The organism is Amycolatopsis saalfeldensis, assembly GCF_900110575.1.
Lineage (GTDB): Bacteria > Actinomycetota > Actinomycetes > Mycobacteriales > Pseudonocardiaceae > Amycolatopsis > Amycolatopsis saalfeldensis.
In genome coordinates, this window is sequence record NZ_FOEF01000022.1 from 147192 (window position 1) to 166139 (window position 18948).

An 18948-nucleotide genomic window follows, 5' to 3' on the forward strand; every position below is an offset into this window, starting at 1 on the left:
GTCCGGCCGATCATCGCACAGGAAACCGGTCGTCTAGCGTGAGCCGATGTGCGCGGAGAAAGGTCACACCGACCCGCCGAGGCGAGGGCGACACCCGACGTGACCGGCGGGGGGTCCGGGGGCGTGCCCCCGGCGTGGGGTCCGGGGGCTCGGCCCCTGGGCAGCACAGCACGCCTGACGGTGGTCGGCATTGGGGCTGACGGCTGGTCGGGACTCTCGGACGCGGCACGCGACAGAGTGCTCGCGGCCGACGTCGTGCTGGGCGCGCCGAGGCAGCTGGCCTCGCTGCCGGACGAGGTCCGCGCCCGGCCGTGGCCCAGCCCGCTGCTGCCCGCGCTCGACGACGTCCTCGCCGAGCACTCCGGCCAGCGGATCTGCGTCCTGGCCAGCGGTGACCCCCTGCTGTCGGGCATCGGCACCACCCTGCGGGACCGCGGTCACGACATCGAGGTCTTGCCCGCGCTGTCCAGCGTCACGCTGGCGCGGGCCCGGCTCGGCTGGTCCGCCGAAGAGACCGAAGTGGTCACCGTGGTCGGCCGCGCGGTACAGCGCGTCGCCCGCGCGCTGGCACCGCGACGAAAAGTGCTCGTGCTCGGCGCGAACGCCGCCGACCTGCGCGAACTGCTGAAGGCCCGCGGTTACGGCGGCACCACGCTGACCGCGCTGGAAAACCTGGGCGCCGAAACCGAACAAATCACCGGCGGCTGGACGCACAACCCCGGTCCCCTCACCGTGTTCGCCCTCGAATGCGCCGGCCCCGCGCTGCCCCTCACCGGCCTGCCCGACGACGCCTTCGAGCACGACGGCCAGCTCACCAAACGCGACCTCCGCGCGTCCGCCCTCGCCTGCCTCGCGCCGAGCCCCGGCGAGCTGCTCTGGGACGTCGGCGCGGGCGCGGGCAGCATCGGCGTCGAATGGTCCCGCGCGCACCCGTTGAACCGCGCCATCGCGATCGAGCGCGACCCGGCGCGGGCCGAACGCATCGCGCGCAACGCGGACACGCTCGGGGTGCCCGAACTGCGCGTGGTCACCGGCCCCGCCCCCGACGTGCTCGCCGGACTGCCCGAGCCCGACGCCGTGTTCATCGGCGGCGGCCTCACCGTCCCCGGGCTGCTCGACGCATGCCTCGGCACCGGCGCGCGGATCGTCGCGCACGGCGTGACGCTCGAAGCCGAGCAGGTGCTGGCCCATGCGTACACCGAGCACGGCGGTGAGCTGCAACGGATCACCGTCGAACACGCGAAGCCGCTCGGCGGGTTCACCGGCTGGACCCCTTCGCGCACCGTCACCCAGTGGTCTTGGCACAACCAGGAGAACGGGAAATGACCGTCTACTTCATCGGCGCGGGCCCCGGCGCGGCGGACCTGATCACCGTCCGCGGCCGCGACACGCTCGCGCGCTGCGGCGTCTGCCTCTACCCCGGCAGCATGACGCCGACCGACCTGCTGGCGTACTGCCCTCCGGACGCGGAGCGCGTGGACACCGCAGGCCTGAGTCTCGACGAAATCGCGGGGAAGCTCGTCGACGCGCACCGCGCGGGCCACGACGTCGCCCGCCTCTGTTCGGGCGATCCTTCGCTCTACAGCGCGGTCGCGGAGCAGATGCGGCGCCTCGATCTGGCCGGCGTGCCGTACGACGTGGTCCCCGGCGTGCCCGCCTTCGCCGCCTCGGCCGCCGTGCTCCGCCGCGAGCTGACGGTGCCGGAGATCGGCCAGAGCCTGGTGATCACGCGGGCGCAGGCGCGGTCCACCGCCATGCCCGGCGGCGAGACGCTGGCGAACTTCGCCCGCAGCGGCGCCACGCTCGCGTTGCACCTGGCGATCAACCACGTCGAGCGGGTGGCCGCCGAGCTGGCCGGGTTCTACGGCGCGGACTGCCCGGCGGCGATCGTCGCGCTGGCCAGCCAGCCGGGCGAGACGGTGGTGCGCGGCACGCTCGCCGACATCGCCGCGCAGGCCCGGGCGGCCGGGCTGACGCGCGCGGCCACCATCTTCGTCGGCCGGGTGCTCGCGGCCGAGGGCTTCCCCGACAGCTTCCTGTATTCGAGCACCCGTGACCGCGCGAGCCAACCGGAGTCGTTGTGACCAACCTGCGCTGGGGCCTGCTGGCCGCCGGGACCATCGCCGCCGAATTCGCGGCCGGCGTCGAGCAAAGCCGGCACGGCGTCCTCGGCGCTGTCGCCGCGCGCTCGGCTTCGCGGGCGCGCGAATTCGCGACACGCTTCGAGATCCCGAAGGCGTACGGCGGTTACGAAGACCTCCTCGCCGACCCGGACATCGACGCCGTGTACATCGCGACGCCGCACCCGATGCACGCCGAGTGGGCGATCCGCGCCGCCGAGGCCGGAAAGCACGTGCTGTGCGAGAAGCCGCTCACGGTCACCGCGCCCGAGGCCGAGAAGGTCATCGATGCCGCACGCCGCAACGACGTCTTCCTCATGGAGGCGTTCATGTACCGGCTGCACCCGCAGACGCGGCGGCTGGCCGAGCTGATCTCCTGCGGCGCGATCGGCGAGGTCCGGGCCGTCGACGTGGCGTTCAGCTACGACTACGAGACCGAGCGCCTGGGCGATCCCGCGCTCGGCGGCGGCGGGATCCTCGACGTCGGCTGCTACTGCACGTCGCTGGCCCGGCTGGTCGCGCAGGCCGCGACCGGCGAGGCGGTGGTCGAACCCACCACCGTCACCGGCATGGCGCGGCTGTCCGAACGCGGGGTCGACGAGTACGCGATGGGCCTGTTCCGGCTGCCCGGCGGCATCATCGCGCAGCTGTCCTGCGGTTACCGGCTGGCGCAGGACGACCACATCCGCGTCTACGGCAGCGCCGGGCAGCTGTACGTGCCGAAACCCGCGTGGATCCACGAAATGCGCCCGCCGGGCACTTCGTCGATCGTGCTGACCCCCACCGGCGGCGAGCCCGAGGTGATCGAGATCGAGGCGACGCAGGGCCTGTTCACCCGCGAGGCCGACCACGTCGCCGCGCATGTGGCCGACCGGCAGGCGCCCGAGCTGACCTGGGCGGAAACGCTGGCGAACATGCGCACGCTCGACCGCTGGCGCTCGGCCGTCGGTTACGGCGGATGAGCGTCCTCGTCCTGGGCGGCACAGCGGAAGCACGCGCTCTCGCGGCCGAGTTGCACGGCTGGGACTTTCACGTCGTCTCGTCGTTGGCCGGCCGCGTCGCGCGTCCGCGGCTGCCAGTCGGCGAAGTGCGTGTCGGCGGCTTCGGTGGTGTCGACGGCCTCGCCGCGTGGCTGCGCGAGCACGACGTACAGGCCGTTGTAGACGCAACGCACCCCTTCGCTGAACGCATCGGCGCCAACGCCTTCGCCGCGGCGGAGCAGACCGGCGTCCCGCTGCTGCGCCTCGAACGGCCCGGTTGGCAGCAGGGGGAAGACGACCACTGGCACTGGGCCCACGATCTGGCCGAGGCCGCCACGCTACTGCCCGGACTCGGCCGGCGAGTGTTCTTGACCAGCGGCCGTCAGGGCCTGGCGGCGTTCGCGAGCCTCGACGAGCTGTGGTTCCTGATCCGCTGCGTCGACCCGCCGGAGCCGCCGCTGCCGCCGCACCGCGAGGTGCTGCTCGACCGCGGACCGTACGAAGTGGACAGTGAACGCGCGCTGATCACGGAGCACCGCATCGATCTGCTCGTCACGAAGGACAGCGGCGGCGAGATGACCGCCGCGAAGCTGACCGCCGCGCGTGAGCTGGGCGTGCCGGTGGTCGTCGTGCGCCGCCCGCCCCGACCGGCCACCACTGTGGCGGCGGACGTCACCGAAGCCGTGGAATGGGTGCTGCACCGATGATCGAAGAGTTCTACCGCGTCCTGCACAGCCGCCGCGACGTCCGCGGCGAGTTCACCGGCGAGCCGATCGACGACGCCGTGCTCACGCGGGTGCTCGAAGCCGCGCACGCCGCCCCGAGCGTCGGACTGAGCCAGCCGTGGGACTTCGTCCTGGTCCGTGATCCCGGCACCCGCGAAACGTTCGCGAAGCACGTCCGCGAAGAGCGTGACGTCTTCGCCGCTTCGCTCGACGGCGAGCGCGCGGACACCTTCTCCCGCATCAAGATCGAAGGCATCCTCGAGTCCAGCGTCGGCATCGTGGTGACCTACGACGCCGGACGCGGCGCGCCCGCGGTCCTCGGCCGGCACGCGATCGCCGACGCCGGGCTGTACTCGGCCTGCCTGGCGATCCAGAACCTGTGGCTGGCCGCGACGGCGGAGGGCCTCGGCGTCGGCTGGGTCAGCTTCTACCGCGAACCGTTCCTCGCCGAGCTGCTGGGCATCCCGGCCGGCATCCGGCCGGTGGCCTGGCTGTGCGCCGGGCCGGTCACCGCGCTGGCCGAGGTCCCGGACCTGGAACGACACGGCTGGCGCCAACGCACCCCGTTGGCCGACGCCGTGCACCACGAACGCTGGCAAGACGCTTCGGCCCCACGTTCGCCAGGGTCTGCGTAACTGAGGTCGATCACACGCGTTAGCCTCCGCCGATGCGTCCGATTGCCGTAGCGCTGGGGTTGCTTTCGGCTCTTTGCGCCCTGGCTTTCCCCTTCCTGCCGGTCGTGCAGGACACCGCGGAGTTCTCGTGGCCCACCGGCACCGACACCCGTTCCCTGAACGCGCCCTTGACCGGTTACTGGGCCCAGGACCTCGAAGCCGAGCTGCCGTGCCCGGCCATCCGCTCCCTGGACGCGCGCACGAACGGCCCCGCGCTGCTGGTCGCGACCGTCCCGGACGGCCGCACGGACCCGCGCGCGGGCAAGGGTGTGGGCCTCCAGCTGCGCGTCGACAACGGGGTCCTGCTCGCGTCCAGCCAGGGCCAGCAGCTCGTGCAGCAGCCGCTGCCGCAGGAGGGCTGCGCGGTGAAGCTCAGCTCGGACGCTTCGCAGATGACGCTCTCGGTCGCCGGGACCACGGTGTTCCACACGACCGGCGACGTCCGGCCGCGGGTGGTCGGCATCTACTCCTCGATCAACTCCGCGCGCGACCCGATCGCGGGCCTGCACGTGACGGTCGTCCCGGACACGCGCTACCAGACCTCGCCGACGCCGCTGAAGCTCGGCGTCGGGATCCTGGCCCTGCTGGCCTTCATCGGCTGCCTGATCGTGGTGTGGCGGATGGACTCCGGCTTCGCGCGGCGCGCGCCCCGCTGGGCGCCGGTCGGCTGGTGGCGGCTCACCGGGCGCGACGCGACGGTGATCCTCGCGCTCGGCGCGTGGGTCTTCATCGGGCCGGTGACCTCGGACGACGGCTACATCCTGACCATGGCCAGAGTCACCGAGCAGACCGGCTTCCTGACCAACTACCACCGCTGGTTCGGCGTCGCGGAGGCGCCGTTCGGCTGGTTCTACCACGTGTACGAGCTGATGGCGCACGTCAGCGTGGTGCCGCCGTGGATCCGGCTGCCGTCCTACCTGATCGGCGTGATCAGCTGGCTGCTGATCAGCCGCGAGGTGATGCCGCGGCTGGGCCCGCAGGTGCGCGGCAGCCGGGCGGCGGGCTGGGCCGCGGCGGCGGTGTTCCTGGTCTGGTGGATGCCGTACAACAACGGCGTCCGGCCGGAACCGGTGGCGGCGCTGGGTTCCCTGCTCGCGATCTGCGCGGTGGAGCGCGCGCTGGTCACCCGGCGGCTGCTGCCGTTGTGCCTCGGCCTGACCGCCGCCGCGTTCACCCTGGCCGCGACGCCGACCGGGCTGATCGCCGTGGCCCCGTTCCTGGTCGCCGCGCGCCCGCTGTTCAAGCTGGTCCGGCAGCGCGCGACGAACGGCTGGCTGCCGATCCTCGCGCCGATCGCGGCCGCGGGCCTGCTGGTGCTGGTGGTGGTGTTCGCCGACCAGACGTTCGCCACCGTGCAGGAGGCCACGCGCATCCGCACCGCGGTGGGCCCGAACCTGTCGTGGTTCCAAGAGCTGGTGCGCTACCAGCTGCTGTTCGAAAACCTGCCGGACGGCTCCGCGCCACGCCGTTTCCCGGTGCTGCTCGTGTTGCTGTGCACCGGAACCTGCCTGGTCGTGCTGCTGCGCCGCGGCCGCATCCCGGGCGCCGCGCTCGGCCCGAGCCGCCGGCTGATCGGCACCGTCGCGCTGTTCTTCCTGCTGCTCGCCCTGACGCCGACGAAGTGGACCCACCACTTCGGCGCGTTCGCCGCGGTCGGCGCCGCGATGGCGGCGTTGACCGCGCTGGCCACCAGCTCGACGGTGCTGCGCTCGAACCGCAACCGCGCGGCATTCCTGGCCGGGCTGCTGGTGGTCGGCGCGCTCGCCGCGACGGGGCCGAACACGTACTGGTTCGTCTCACGCCTCGGCGTGCCGTGGACCAACGTGGCGCCCTCGCTCGGCGGCATTTCGCTGTCCACCATCCTGCTGGTGGCGGCCGCGATCGCGGGGATCTACGCGTTCGTGGAGAACATCCGCGCGAACCGGCCGGGCGCGGCGGCGGCGTCGCAGGAGGGCCGCAGCCGTTCGCTGCGGCTGGGCTCGCTGTCGCTGGTGGTGGTGTGCGGGCTGGCGGCCGTCGGCGAGTTCTACACGATGGCGATGGCGATCCACACCCAGTCCGGCAGCTACAGCCTGGGCGCGGCGAACATCGGGCACCTGTTCGGCAAGAGCTGCAACCTCTCCGATCACGTGATGGTGGAGCGAGACCCGGCGAAGAGCATCCTGCACGCGCAGGCCGAGCAGCGGACCGTGCCGGTGAAGCCGGAGGAGACCTCGCCGCTGCCCAACCCGGACCTCGACAACGGCCGGGTGCAGACCGGTTTCCACACCCGCCCGATCGACGACAAGGACCCGCTCGCCGAGCCGCCGCACGGCTTCGCCCCGGCGCAGGTGCCGATGTGGAGCAGCTACCTCGACCCGCAGACGCGCGCGGGCCGGCTGCGCAGCGACTGGTACGCGCTCACGGAAAAGCCCGCGGACGGCCAGATCGTCGTCGCCACCGCGGGCCAGGCGCGCCGTCCGACGTCGGTGAGCCTCGACTACGGCGTGAACACCCCGGCCGGGGTGAAGATCCTGCGCAGCCAGTTCGTGCTGCCGCCGGGCGCGGGCACCGGCGGCTGGGGCGACACCCGGATCAACCTGCGCGACCTGCCGCCGGAGACGAACGCGGTGCGGATCAACATCGTCGACAACGACCTGACCGAGGACGGCTGGATCGCCGCGTCCGCCCCGCGCGTGCCGACGTTCACCACCCTCACCGACAAGCTCGCGGGCAAGTCCGTGTACATCGACTGGCCCGCGTCGTTCGTCTACCCGTGCGCGAGCCCGGTCACTTCGCACGACGGCGTCTCGCAGGTGCCGGACTACCGCATCACCGCGGGCAGCCTCGCCGACGAGGCCGACTGGGCGTCCAGCACCAACGGCGGCCCGAACGGCTGGCTGGAGGAGCTGGCCGACGAGCCGGAGGTGCCCAGCTACCTGCTCGGCCAGCCCAGCCAGTCGTGGGGCCAGCTGCTGCAGGTGGAGCCCTTCACCGAGGGCATCGCGCCGACCATCCACCGGGGCACGAAGACCGTCTGGGGCTGGTGGTCGCCCGGGCCGGGTCCCAAGCAGCCCAACGGCAAGGACCCGACCCGCTGAGCGCTCAGCCGTAGCTGCGCGGCGTCCACACGATCGCCGCGCCGCCGGGACCGGCCTCGACGCGGGTCTGCGACGAGCCCACGATCAGCAGGCACCGCATGTCCACAGTGGACGGGTCCAGCCCGCCGAGCGTGGTGACGCGGATGTCCTCCTCCGGCCCGCCCACGTCGCGGGCCACCACGAGCGGGGTGGCCGGGGCGCGGTGGCGCAGCAGCACCTCCTGAGCCGACGCCAGCTGCGTCACGCGCGTGCGCGACGCCGGGTTGTACAGCGCCAGCACCAGATCCGCCGCGCCCGCGGCGTCGAGCCGGCGTTCGATGATCTCCCACGGTTTCAGCCGGTCCGAGAGCGAAAGCACGCAGTAGTCGTGGCCCAGCGGCGCGCCGACGCGGGCGGCGGCGGCCTGCGCGGCCGTCACGCCGGGCACCACGCGCACTCGAACGCCGGCGCCGCGGCCCGCCGAAACCTGCTCCAGCACCGCGGAAGCCATCGCGAACACGCCGGGGTCACCGGAGGAAACGACGGCCACCCGCGCCCCCGCGCGCGCCAGTTCCAGCGCGTCGGCCGCGCGGTCCGCCTCGACCCGGTTGCCCGACGGATGCCGTTGCTGCCCCGCGCGCTGCGGCACGCGCGCGACGTACGGCCCGTAGCCCACCACGTGGTCCGCCGCCGCCAGCTCCGCCGAAGCCTCCGGCGTCAGCCACTCCGGGCCCGCCGGGCCGAGGCCGACGACCACGACTTCGCCACCCTCAGCGGCCGGCGTCGAACCGGCGACGGCAGCGGCGGCCGCACCGTCCACACGGGACGCATACGCCGGGCTTGGCAGCAGTGCCAACGAGAAGTACGGAACCGAGGACGGGTCGACGTCCGCGAGCGGCAGCACCCGCTGCTCGCCCCAGGTCGCGCGCTCGACGTACCACGCGTCGTCCAGCTTGCCCGCCTCCGCGAACGCCTCGCGCACCGAACCGAACGTGCGGCCCAGCTTCAGCACGGCCGCGGACTCCGTGTCGGCCAGCCGGCGCGCCAGCTCCGGCGCGGGCAGCGTGCCGGGCAGCACCGTGAACACCTCGTCGCGCTGCACCAGCGGGCGGCCGAGCACCGAGGACGCCGCGCTCACCGACGTCACCCCGGGCACCACCTCCGCGGTGTAGCGCCCGGAAAGCCGTTCGTGCATGTACATGTAGGAGCCGTAGAAAAACGGGTCGCCTTCGCACAGCACGACGACGTCACGCCCGGCGTCGAGGTGCTCGGCGAGCTTTTTGGCGCTCAGCTCGTAGAAGTCCGCGATCGCGCCCTCGTAGCCGCCGGGGTGGTCGGTGGTCTCCGTGGTGACCGGGTAGACCAGCGGCTCCTCCAGCTGCCCTTCCCGCAGGTACGGGGCGGCCACGGAGCGCGCGATGCTCCGGCCGTGCCGCGCGCTGTGGTACGCGATCACGCCGGCCTCGCCGATCAGCCGGGCCGCCTTGACCGTCATGAGTTCGGGGTCGCCGGGCCCGAGGCCGACGCCGTACAGCTTCCCGGGCTTCATTCGGCCACGCTCGCGAGCGCGTTGACGGCCGCGACCGCCATCGCGCTCCCGCCGCGACGCCCGTGCACCACCAGGTACGGCGCGGGCGAGGCCTTGGCCAGCTCCACTTTGGACTCCGCCGCGCCGACGAAGCCCACCGGCACGCCGATGATCGCGGCCGGCGCGCCGACGCCCTCGTCCAGCAGCTCCAGCAGCCGGAACAGCGCGGTGGGCGCGTTGCCGATCGCGACCACCGAGCCCGGCAGCCGGTCCCGCCACAGCTCCAGCGCCGCGGCCGAGCGGGTCGTGCCCATCCGCTCGGCCAGGCCCGGCACGCTCGGATCGTCCAGCGTGCAGACGATCTCGTTCGCCGCCGGCAGCCGCTTGCGCGTGATGCCGCTCGCGATCATCTTCGCGTCGCACAGCACCGGCGCGCCCGCCTCCAGCGCCGCGCGGCCGGACTCGACCACGTCCAGGCTGTAGCGCAGGTCGTCGACGAGGTCGACCATGCCGCAGGAGTGGATCATCCGCACCGCGACGCCGGCCACGTCCTCGGGCAGGATCGCCAGGTCCGCCTCTTCGCGGATCGTGGCGAACGAGTGCCGGTAGATCTCGGCCCCGTCCCGCAGGTAGTCGATCACGAGTTTTCCTTTCCAACCAACGCTTCCGCCAGGCGGGACACCGGGGTCCACCGCCCGTCGACACGGTAGCCGCCGCCCTCGGCGACCACGTCCAGGTGGGCCCCGGCCGGGCGGCCGCAGCGGCGGGCGCAGCCGGCGACGTGCGCGCGGACACCGCCGGGCACCAACTGCGCGGCGTCGGCACGGACGTCGGCGAGCGACTTCGCGCACCCCGGCCGTCCGATGCACGCGGTGATCTCCAGCGCGGCCGGGTCGGTGCTCAGCCCCGCAGCACTCAACCGGCCGGCGTCGGTCGCGCCGGGCAGCACCACCGAACGCCACGGCGTCACCACGGCGGACGCGGCGACATCGGCGAGCACTCGCACCTGCGCGGCCGTGAGCTGCCCGAACCGGGGCGCGACACCGATCGCCGCACCGAACCGGCCCATCGTGGGATCCACTCGCACCGGCCGTTCGACCGGCTTCTCGCGTGGTCCGGCGGGCAGCAACGCGATCGGGTCGGCCAGCTCGGCGATCCGCCAGGCCGTCCCCCGCGCTTCGGCGAACGCGGTCGCCACGGCGAGCAGCGCGTCAACGGCGTCGGCCAGTGGAACGAGCCAGCCGGTGTCCGCGCCGGCGAGCAGGACCGTGCCGAGCGAAGGCGTCACAGCGCGCCAGCAGACATCGGCGCCTTCGCCGGCGACGTCACCACGGCCGTCGTCGAAGGCGAACAGGAACCGCCCCGGCAACTCGGCGAGCGCGGGCCGCGCGCACAGCTCGACGTCCAGCGCCTGCGCCAGCCCGCGGACGTCGGCGATCCCGCCGTGGATCCCGCTGAGCGGCGACGCCAGGACGTTGCGGACGCGCTCGTGCGAAGGCGAGGGCAGCAATCCGGCCGCTGTCAGCCGCTTCGCCAGCCCCGGACGCGTGACGCCGCGAAGCTGGACGTTGCCGCGAGAGGTGAGGTGGACGTCGCCGTCGCCGAGGTCTTCGGCGCACGCGGCGAGCGCGCGAAGCCGCTCCGCGGAGACGGCGCCGCCCGGCAGCCGGACGCGGGCCAGCGGGCCGTCCGCCGCGTCGTGCGTGGCGAAAACACCGGGGCACGCGTCGGCGCGCACGCGGGCGGGGCTGGACATGACGCTCACTGTAGCTGGCGAATGATTCAGCAATCCTATGATCGAATGTAGTACACATGCTACATTCGATCGCACAGGTGAGATGGGGGTGGTTCCGATGCGGAATCCGGATGAAGTGGTCCTGCGCGTCGAAGACCTGCGGATGCGTTACGGGACGAACGACGTGCTGCACGACGTCGCGTTCACCGCGCACCGCGGCGAGGTGCTCTGCCTGCTGGGGCCGAACGGCGCGGGCAAGACGACGACGATCGAGATCCTCGAGGGCTTCCGGATGCGGTCCGCGGGCCGGGTCGAGGTGCTCGGCACGGACCCGGCGAACGGCGGTGAGGACTGGCGGGCACGGCTGGGGGTCGTGCTCCAGTCCTGGCGTGACCACGGCCGGTGGCGCGTGCGCGAACTGCTCGCGCACCTCGGCGAGTACTACGCGCCTTATTCGACCGAGCGGATCCGCCGGCCGTGGCAGACCGACGAGCTGATCGAGGCCGTCGGGCTGACCCCGCACGCGCACAAGAAGCTCCGGCAGCTCTCCGGCGGCCAGCGGCGCCGGCTCGACGTCGCGATCGGCATCGTCGGGCGGCCCGAGCTGCTGTTCCTCGACGAGCCCACGGCGGGCTTCGACCCGGAGGCCCGGCGCGAGTTCCACGAGCTGGTGCACCGGCTGACCGACGACGAGGACACCACGATCCTGCTCACCACCCACGACCTCGACGAGGCCGACAAGCTGGCGGACCGGATCCTCATCCTCAGCGGCGGCCGCATCGTCGCCGACGGCTCGGCCGACGAGCTCAGCCGCCAGATCGCCGGTGAAGCCGAGGTGCGCTGGACCGTCGACGGGCAGCGCTTCGTGCACTCCACCACCGAAGCGACGAAGTACGTGTACGAGCTTTTCAAGCAGCACGGCGAAGCCGTCGCGGATCTCGAGGTCCGCCGGGCCTCGCTGGAGGACACCTACATGACCCTCGTGCACCAGGCCGAGGCCGGGCTCACCGCCGTGGTCTCCGAAGAAGCAGGTGTGCGATGAATCCCCGCGCCGCCGCGCTCCGGACCGGCCTCCGCCGTGGCCTGATCGAATTCCGCCACCAATGGACCAATCGCGACGACCTCGTCGGGCAGCTGTTCTGGACCGTGACCACCCTGGGCGCACTGCTCTTCATGCGGGGCGACACGCTGCCCGGCACGTCGTTCTCGCTCGGCGCGTCGAACGTGCCCGGGGTGCTGGGCGCCGGGATCGTGCTCAACGGCCTGTCCGGCATGGCGGGCTTCCTGACCGTCGACCGTGAGGACGGCACGCTGCTGCGTGCCAAGGCGACGCCCAACGGCATGCTCGGCTACCTCGTCGGCAAGATGACCTCGGTCTCGCTGATGCAGGTGGCCGGGATGGCGGTCACGCTGATCCCGGGCCTGTTCCTGTTCAGCGGCCTGGCCACGGGCGGCGCCTGGTCCTGGCTGACCCTGCTGTGGGTGCTCGTGCTGGGGCTGGCCGCGACGCTGCCGCTCGGCGCCGCGCTCGGTTCGCTGACCACCAGCTCCCGCTCGATGGCGTTCATCATGCTGCCGGTGTTCGGCCTCGGCGCGATCTCCGGGATCTTCTACCCGGTCACCGCGCTGCCGGTCTGGGTGCAGGACATCGCCCAGGTGTTCCCGATGTACTGGCTCGGCCTGGGCATGCGCTCGGCGCTGCTGCCGGATTCCGCCGTGGTGGTCGAGATCGGCCAGTCCTGGCGGCCGTGGGCGACCCTCGGCGTGCTGGCCGCGTGGGCCGTGATCGGATTGGTGCTGGCCCCGATCCTGCTGCGCCGGATGGCCCGGCGGGAGTCCGGGTCGTCCGTGGCGGCACGACGGGAAAGGGCACTGCAGCGTGCGTGAAGCACCTTGAGCGAAAACGTCTACAACCGGATCTCGGTGCTGCGCGCCGAGCGCGGGATCTCCCGCCGCCAGCTGGCCGACGCGCTGGGCGTGCACTACCAGACCATCGGCTACCTGGAGCGCGGCGAGTACAGCCCGAGCCTGCACCTGGCGCTGCGGATCGCGGAGTTCTTCGAGGTGGCGGTGGAGGTGCTGTTCTCCACCGCCCCGTTCCCCAGGATCGGCGACCGCGAGCACACGGGCTGACCGGCGGGGTATCAAGGACGGTGTGATCGTCCCCGAACACCTGCGCGCCGCCGAGCTGCTGATCGACCACGTGCCGCCCGAGCACAACCGGTACAAGGCCGCCGGCGAGCCCGACGTGGTGAGCTGGGCCGAGCCGTGGCGCAACCACACGCAGTGCGCGTCGTTCCAGACCCAGGTGCTCAAGCAGGCCTACGACTGGGCCGACGACGAGTTCTTCACCGCGCACTTCCGCTCGGTCAGCCCGCCCTCTCGCACGTACTGGTGGGTGTTCAGCCGCCGCGCCGTGCCGCACTTCTCGCCGGTGCGCACGGTCGCGGAGCTGCGGGCGGGCGACCTGGTGGTGATCGACTACGGGCACCGGCGGCCGGTGAACACCGGGCACATCGCGGCGGTCCGCGGCGAGCCGGTGGCGGACGGGACGGGCGCCTACCTGGTGCCGGTCGTCGACTGCACCGCCGATCCGCACGGCACCTCGGCGGAGTTCCCGGACAGCCGCGGCCCCGGCGGGCAGGGCGCCGGGCGCGGGCACATGGTGTTCCACGCCGACCCGGCCACCGGCGGTTTCCGCGGGTACTCGTGGAGCGTCACGGCCCGGCGCAGCCATCCCGTCGGGCAGCGGCCGATCGTCGCGGTCCGCGTGGTCTGACACGTCACCTTGACGGGCGCGCCCGCGCCCGGCGAGAGTGAGGGCGAACACGCGTCGGCAGGTGGAGGAACCCGGTGAGAGTCCGGGACGGTCCCGCCACTGTGACCCGGAGTGATCCGGGGAGCCAGGAACTCCCGCCGGCGCGACCGACGACCCGGGGCGCGGACACCCCGAGTGAGGAACCCCGTGATCCTGCTGCTGTCCACTTCGGACACCGACCTGCTCAGCGCCCGGTCCGCCGAGGGCGAGTTCCGCCTGGCGAACCCGGCCCGCCTGGACCTCGCCGAGCTGCCGGGCCTGCTGGACGGCGCGGCGATCGTCGTGGTCCGGATCCTCGGCACCCCGCGCAGCTGGCAGGAGGGGCTGGACACCCTGCGCGCGTCCGGTTCGCACGTGGTCGTCCTCGGCGGCGAGCAGACGCCGGACGCGGAGCTGATGAAGCTCTCGACGGTGCCGTCGGGCATCGCCGCGGAGGCGCACGCATACCTCGCGCAAGGCGGGCCGGACAACCTCACCCAGCTGCACCGTTTCCTGTCCGACACCCTGCTGCTCACCGGCGACGGCTTCGAGCCGCCCGCCGTGCAGCCCGCGTGGGGTGTGCTGGAGCGGCCCGCGTCCTCGAACACCGGGCCGGTGATCGGGATCCTCTACTACCGCGCGCATCACCTGTCCGGGAACACCGCGTTCGTGCACGCGCTGGCCGACGCGATCGAGGCCGCGGGCGGGCGGGCGCTGCCGATCCACTGCGCGTCGCTGCGCACGCGCGAGCCGGAGATGATGGCCGAGCTGGGCCGGGCGGACGCGCTGCTGGTCACCGTGCTGGCCGCGGGCGGCACCCGGCCGTCGGAAGCCGGCGCCGGTGGCGACGACGAGGCGTGGGACGTCGCCGAGATGGCCGGCCTGGACGTCCCGATCCTGCAGGCGCTCTGCCTGACCAGCGACCGCGAGACCTGGTCGGCCAGTGACGAGGGCCTGACCCCGCTGGACGCCGGCAACCAGATGGCCGTGCCGGAATTCGACGGCCGGCTGATCACGGTGCCGTTCTCCTTCAAGGAAATCGACGAAGACGGCCTGCCCCGCTACGTGCCCGACGCGGAGCGCGCGTCCCGCGTCGCCGGGATCGCGCTGGCCCACGCGCGCCTGCGTCACACGCCTCCGCCGGAGCGCCGGATCGCGCTGATGCTCTCGGCGTACCCGACGAAGCACTCGCGCGTCGGCAACGCGGTCGGGCTGGACACACCCGCGTCGGCGATCAAGCTGCTGCGGCAGATGCGCGACCGGGGTTACGACCTCGGCGCGGACGCGTTCCCGGGCGTCGATCCCACCGGTACGGAACAGCCGGACGGCGACGCCCTGATCCACGCGCTGATCGCGGCCGGCGGCCAGGATCCCGAGTGGCTGACCGAAGAACAGCTGTCGGGCAACCCGATCCGCGTGCCGGCCGAGCGTTACCGCGAGTGGTTCGCGCGGCTGCCCTCGGAACTGCGCGAGGCGATGGAGGAGCACTGGGGCCCGGCGCCGGGGCAGCTGTATGTCGACACGTCGTCGAATCCCGAAGGCGACATCGTGCTGGCCTCGCTGCAGGCGGGCAACGTCGTGATCATGATCCAGCCGCCGCGCGGGTTCGGCGAGAACCCGGTGGCGATCTACCACAACCCGGACCTGCCGCCGAGCCACCACTACCTCGCCGCGTACCGCTGGCTGGAGGAGGAGTTCGGCGCGCACGCCGTGGTGCACCTGGGCAAACACGGTTCGCTGGAATGGCTGCCGGGCAAGACGGCCGGGCTCTCGGCGGCCTGCGCGCCCGACGCCGTGCTGGGCAACCTGCCGCTGGTCTACCCGTTCCTGATCAACGACCCGGGCGAGGGCGCGCAGGCGAAACGCCGCGCGCACGCCACGATCGTCGACCACCTGATCCCGCCCATGGCGCGCGCCGAGTCCTACGGCGACCTCGCGCGGCTCGAACAGCTGATGGACGAGCACGCGAACATCGCCGCGATGGACCCGGCGAAGCTGCCCGCCGTGCGCGCGCAGATCTGGACGCTGATCCAGGCGGCCAAGCTGGACCACGACCTCGGCATCGACGAACGCCCGCACGACGCGGAGTTCGACGACTTCCTGCTGCACATCGACGGCTGGCTGTGCGAGGTCAAGGACGCCCAGATCCGCGACGGCCTGCACATCCTGGGCGAGGCGCCGGTCGGCGAGGCGCGGGTGAACCTGGTGCTCGCCATGCTGCGCGCCCAGCAGATGTGGGGCGGCAAGCAGGGCGCGGTGCCCGGTCTGCGCTCGGCCTTGGGGCTCAAGGAGAACTCCGACACGCCACTGTCCGAAGTGGACGCCATCGAGGCCACGGCGCGCGCGCTGGTCGAGGCGATGGAGACGCGTGCGTGGTCGCCTTCGGCCGTGCCGGCTGTGGTGCAGGACGTGCTGGGCAACCCGGACGAGCAGGTCGCGCACGTGCTGACGTTCGCGGCGACGGAGATCGTGCCGCGGCTCGCGGGCACCGACGCCGAGCTGGACGCCGTGCTGCACGCCCTCGACGGCGGCTATATCCCGGCCGGCCCCAGCGGTTCGCCGTTGCGCGGGCTGGTGAACGTGCTGCCGACGGGACGGAACTTCTACACCGTCGACCCGAAGGCCATCCCCAGCCGGCTGGCCTGGGAGACGGGCCAGGCGCTGGCCGACTCGCTGCTGCGGCGGTACCGCGAGGACAGTGTTTCCCACGAGTGGCCGCGTTCGGTCGGGCTCTCGGTGTGGGGCACGTCGGCGATGCGAACGTCGGGCGACGACGCCGCGGAAGTGCTGGCGCTGCTGGGCGTGCAGCCGATCTGGGACGAAGCGTCACGGCGGGTCACCGGCATCGAGGCGATCCCGCTGGCGGAGCTGGGCCGCCCGCGCATCGACGTCACGGTGCGAATCAGCGGCTTCTTTCGCGACGCGTTCCCGCACGTGATCACGCTGATGGACGACGCCGTGCGCCTGGTCGCCGGCCTGGACGAGCCGCTCTCGGAGAACTTCGTCCGCGCGCACGTCACGGCGGATCTGGCCGCACACGGCGATTCCCGCCGCGCGACGACCCGGATCTTCGGCTCGAAGCCCGGCGCGTACGGCGCGGGCCTGCTCCCCCTGATGGACTCCGGCAACTGGCGAGACGACAAGGACTTGGCCGAGGTGTACGCGGTCTGGGGCGGCTTCGCGTACGGCCGGGACCTCGACGGCCGACCGGCGCGCGAGGACATGGAGCAGTCGTACAAGCGCATCGTCGTCGCCGCGAAGAACACCGACACGCGCGAACACGACATCGCCGACTCCGACGACTACTTCCAGTACCACGGCGGCATGATCGCCACCGTTCGCGCGCTGACGGGCACGGCGCCCGCGTCGTACGTCGGCGACTCGACCACTCCGGACGCCGTCCGCACCCGCACCCTCGGCGAGGAGACGGCGCGGGTCTTCCGCGCCCGCGTCGTCAACCCGCGCTGGCTGTCGGCCATGCGCAAGCACGGCTACAAGGGCGCTTTCGAACTCGCTGCGACTGTCGACTACCTCTTCGGCTTCGACGCCACCGCCGGCGTGGTGGGCGACTGGATGTACGAGAAGCTGTCGGAGTCCTACGTCCTGGACGAGGTCAACCAGGACTTCCTCCGCCAAGCCAACCCCTGGGCCCTGCGCGGCATCATCGAGCGCCTCACCGAAGCCGCCGACCGGGGCCTGTGGTCCGAACCGGACCCGGACCTGCTGGCCCAGCTCCGCGACGTCTACCTGACCCTGGAAGGCGATCTGGAAAGCGAGTGACCGGTTCCCGCCGCTGGACCACCGGCGGTAGTGGTCCGGAAACCGGTTGGGCCGCCAGGGTGAACACGACGTCACCAATCCCGGCATATCGCCCGTAGCCGCCCTACGGACGTCGGAAGGTCCACCCCGCGCCTTGACTTCGTAATGGTCTAGTCCAATGCTGTAGCGCACCTCGCCTCGACAGTTGGAGGACAGATGCGACGAAGCAGACTGGCCGCCGTCGGGATCGCCGCCGCCACCGTGCTCGGGGCTGCCGCGACCTTGGCCGCGACCGCCGACGCCCAGCCGGACGCCGCGGCCGCCCCCGCCGCGCTCGGGAACAACTGGTACGCGTCGGCCCCGTATCTCATGCCCCAGAGCAACAACCCGCCCGACCCGGTCACCGTGATGAACGCGACCGGGCAGAAGGCGTTCCAGCTGGCCTTCATCCTCGCGCCGAACGGCGGCGGCTGCTCGCCCACCTGGGACGGCACGTCCGCGGTGTCCTCGGACACTGCCGTGGCCGGCGTGATCAGCAAGATCCGCGGCGCCGGCGGCGACGTGTCGGTGTCCGTCGGCGGTTACGGCGGCACCAAGCTCGGCCAGACCTGCGGCTCCGTCGCCGCGACGGCCGACGCGTACCAGCAGGTGATCACCAAGTACGGCCTCAAGGCGATCGACTTCGACCTCGAAGAGCCCGAGTACGAAAACACCGCCGCGATCGCGAACGAGCTGGGCGCCGCGAAGACGTTGCAGGCCAACAACCCGGACCTGTTCGTCTCGGTGACCATGCCGGGCACGGCGGCCGGCACGGGCTGGTTCGGCACGCAACTGCTCGACCAGGCCAAGTCGATCGGCTTCTCCCCCAACAACTTCTCCATCATGCCCTTCGACGGCGGCTTCAACGGCGGCTCGTCGCAGGTCTCCGCGCTGGAGGCGTTCCACGGCCTGCTCGTGAGCCACATGGGCTGGGACAGCGCCACCGCGTACTCGCACGAGGGCTTCTCCGGCATGAACGGCAAGTCCGACGCCGCGGAGATCTTCAACCTCTCCGACTTCCAGACGGTGTACGACTACGCGACCAGCCACAAACTCGGCCGCTTCACGTTCTGGTCGGTCAACCGCGACCGCGCCTGCGTGGGCACCACCGACAACGGCGTCTGCTCGAACGTCCAGCAGAACGACTGGGACTTCACGAAGTTCACCACCCAGTTCGCCGGCGCCACCCCGCCGCAAACGGGCCCGCCGACCAGCCCGCCCACCAGCCCCGGCACCTGCGCCGCCGCGGAATGGTCGAAGACGCAGGTCTACACGGGCGGCAACACCGTCTCGCACAACGGCCACAAGTGGACCGCCAAGTGGTGGACCCAAGGCGAGGAACCCGGCACCACCGGCCCAGACGGCGTCTGGTCCGACAACGGCACCTGCTGACCCTCGAGCCCCACGAACGCCGGGTGGCCCCCGACCCACCCGGCGTTCGCCCCGCCCGTCCCACGTCCGCCTCGTCCCACCCGACGTCCGCGCCCCCGACCCGCTCCACCTTCGTCTCGTCCCGACCCACCCGGCGTTCA

15 protein-coding genes and 1 riboswitch are annotated in these 18948 nt (G+C 72.4%); of the genes, 12 read left to right on the forward strand and 3 right to left on the reverse strand.

The features are described 5' to 3' along the window. The first annotated feature begins 180 nt into the window (after positions 1 to 180). The 6 genes from cbiE to BMY97_RS37030 are packed head-to-tail and all read left to right on the forward strand — an operon-like array spanning position 181 to position 7579. On the forward strand, positions 181 to 1326 hold the full coding sequence (gene cbiE, locus BMY97_RS37005) for a precorrin-6y C5,15-methyltransferase (decarboxylating) subunit CbiE (RefSeq protein ID WP_218156961.1): 1146 nt from the start codon (positions 181 to 183) through the stop codon (positions 1324 to 1326). Beyond that, on the forward strand, positions 1323 to 2084 hold the full coding sequence (cobM, locus tag BMY97_RS37010; RefSeq protein WP_091626774.1) for a precorrin-4 C(11)-methyltransferase: 762 nt from the start codon (positions 1323 to 1325) through the stop codon (positions 2082 to 2084). Before cbiE ends, cobM begins: the two co-directional genes overlap by 4 nt. Then, positions 2081 to 3082 (forward strand): Gfo/Idh/MocA family protein, encoded by a 1002-nt coding sequence (locus BMY97_RS37015; RefSeq protein ID WP_091626778.1) that lies wholly within the window; start codon positions 2081 to 2083, stop codon positions 3080 to 3082. The genes cobM and BMY97_RS37015 overlap by 4 nt, the downstream gene beginning before the upstream one ends. Next, complete coding sequence (locus BMY97_RS37020) at positions 3079 to 3807, forward strand: cobalt-precorrin-6A reductase (RefSeq protein ID WP_091626781.1); 729 nt, start codon at positions 3079 to 3081, stop codon at positions 3805 to 3807. Before BMY97_RS37015 ends, BMY97_RS37020 begins: the two co-directional genes overlap by 4 nt. After that, positions 3804 to 4460 (forward strand): 5,6-dimethylbenzimidazole synthase, encoded by a 657-nt coding sequence (gene bluB / locus BMY97_RS37025; RefSeq protein ID WP_091626784.1) that lies wholly within the window; start codon positions 3804 to 3806, stop codon positions 4458 to 4460. Before BMY97_RS37020 ends, bluB begins: the two co-directional genes overlap by 4 nt. Positions 4461 to 4492: 32 nt before the next feature. Beyond that, entirely contained in the window at positions 4493 to 7579 is a 3087-nt protein-coding gene (locus tag BMY97_RS37030; RefSeq protein WP_091626788.1) for an arabinosyltransferase domain-containing protein, read from the forward strand. A 4-nt stretch (positions 7580 to 7583) separates the two neighbouring features. On the opposite strand, the gene BMY97_RS37035 is transcribed toward BMY97_RS37030, so the two are convergent. From BMY97_RS37035 to BMY97_RS37045, 3 genes are read right to left on the reverse strand one after another with little or no spacing between them, the layout of a single operon-like run. Next, positions 7584 to 9107 carry a precorrin-2 C(20)-methyltransferase gene (locus tag BMY97_RS37035; RefSeq protein ID WP_091626791.1) on the reverse strand — a complete coding sequence of 508 codons (1524 nt, stop codon included), beginning with the start codon at positions 9105 to 9107 and terminating at the stop codon, positions 7584 to 7586. After that, positions 9104 to 9727, reverse strand: a complete 624-nt coding sequence (locus BMY97_RS37040) for a precorrin-8X methylmutase (protein ID WP_091626795.1) — start codon at positions 9725 to 9727, stop codon at positions 9104 to 9106. The genes BMY97_RS37035 and BMY97_RS37040 overlap by 4 nt, the downstream gene beginning before the upstream one ends. Then, entirely contained in the window at positions 9724 to 10842 is a 1119-nt protein-coding gene (locus BMY97_RS37045) for a precorrin-3B synthase (protein WP_091626797.1), read from the reverse strand. Before BMY97_RS37045 ends, BMY97_RS37040 begins: the two co-directional genes overlap by 4 nt. Before the next feature lie 97 nt (positions 10843 to 10939). On the opposite strand from BMY97_RS37045, the gene BMY97_RS37050 reads away from it, so the two are divergent. The 6 genes from BMY97_RS37050 to BMY97_RS37075 all read left to right on the forward strand — a co-directional run bounded on the left by BMY97_RS37050 (position 10940) and on the right by BMY97_RS37075 (position 18808). Then, the gene (locus tag BMY97_RS37050; RefSeq protein WP_091626892.1) at positions 10940 to 11863 is read left to right on the forward strand and encodes an ABC transporter ATP-binding protein; all 924 of its coding nucleotides are present in this window, start codon (positions 10940 to 10942) and stop codon (positions 11861 to 11863) included. Then, positions 11860 to 12708 carry an ABC transporter permease gene (locus tag BMY97_RS37055; RefSeq protein WP_091626799.1) on the forward strand — a complete coding sequence of 283 codons (849 nt, stop codon included), beginning with the start codon at positions 11860 to 11862 and terminating at the stop codon, positions 12706 to 12708. The genes BMY97_RS37050 and BMY97_RS37055 overlap by 4 nt, the downstream gene beginning before the upstream one ends. Before the next feature lie 6 nt (positions 12709 to 12714). Further along, positions 12715 to 12954: a helix-turn-helix transcriptional regulator gene (locus tag BMY97_RS37060; RefSeq protein ID WP_091626801.1), complete on the forward strand. Its 240-nt coding sequence runs from the start codon at positions 12715 to 12717 to the stop codon at positions 12952 to 12954. A 22-nt stretch (positions 12955 to 12976) separates the two neighbouring features. Then, on the forward strand, positions 12977 to 13600 hold the full coding sequence (locus BMY97_RS37065) for a hypothetical protein (protein WP_091626804.1): 624 nt from the start codon (positions 12977 to 12979) through the stop codon (positions 13598 to 13600). A 64-nt stretch (positions 13601 to 13664) separates the two neighbouring features. Next, a riboswitch (cobalamin riboswitch) is annotated at positions 13665 to 13734 on the forward strand. Between the two features lie 52 nt (positions 13735 to 13786). Next, positions 13787 to 17398, forward strand: coding sequence for a cobaltochelatase subunit CobN (gene cobN, locus BMY97_RS37070; protein ID WP_091626807.1), 3612 nt, complete (start codon positions 13787 to 13789; stop codon positions 17396 to 17398). Positions 17399 to 17593: 195 nt separating this feature from the next. Next, positions 17594 to 18808, forward strand: coding sequence for a chitinase (locus tag BMY97_RS37075; protein ID WP_091626810.1), 1215 nt, complete (start codon positions 17594 to 17596; stop codon positions 18806 to 18808). Positions 18809 to 18948 lie beyond the last annotated feature (140 nt).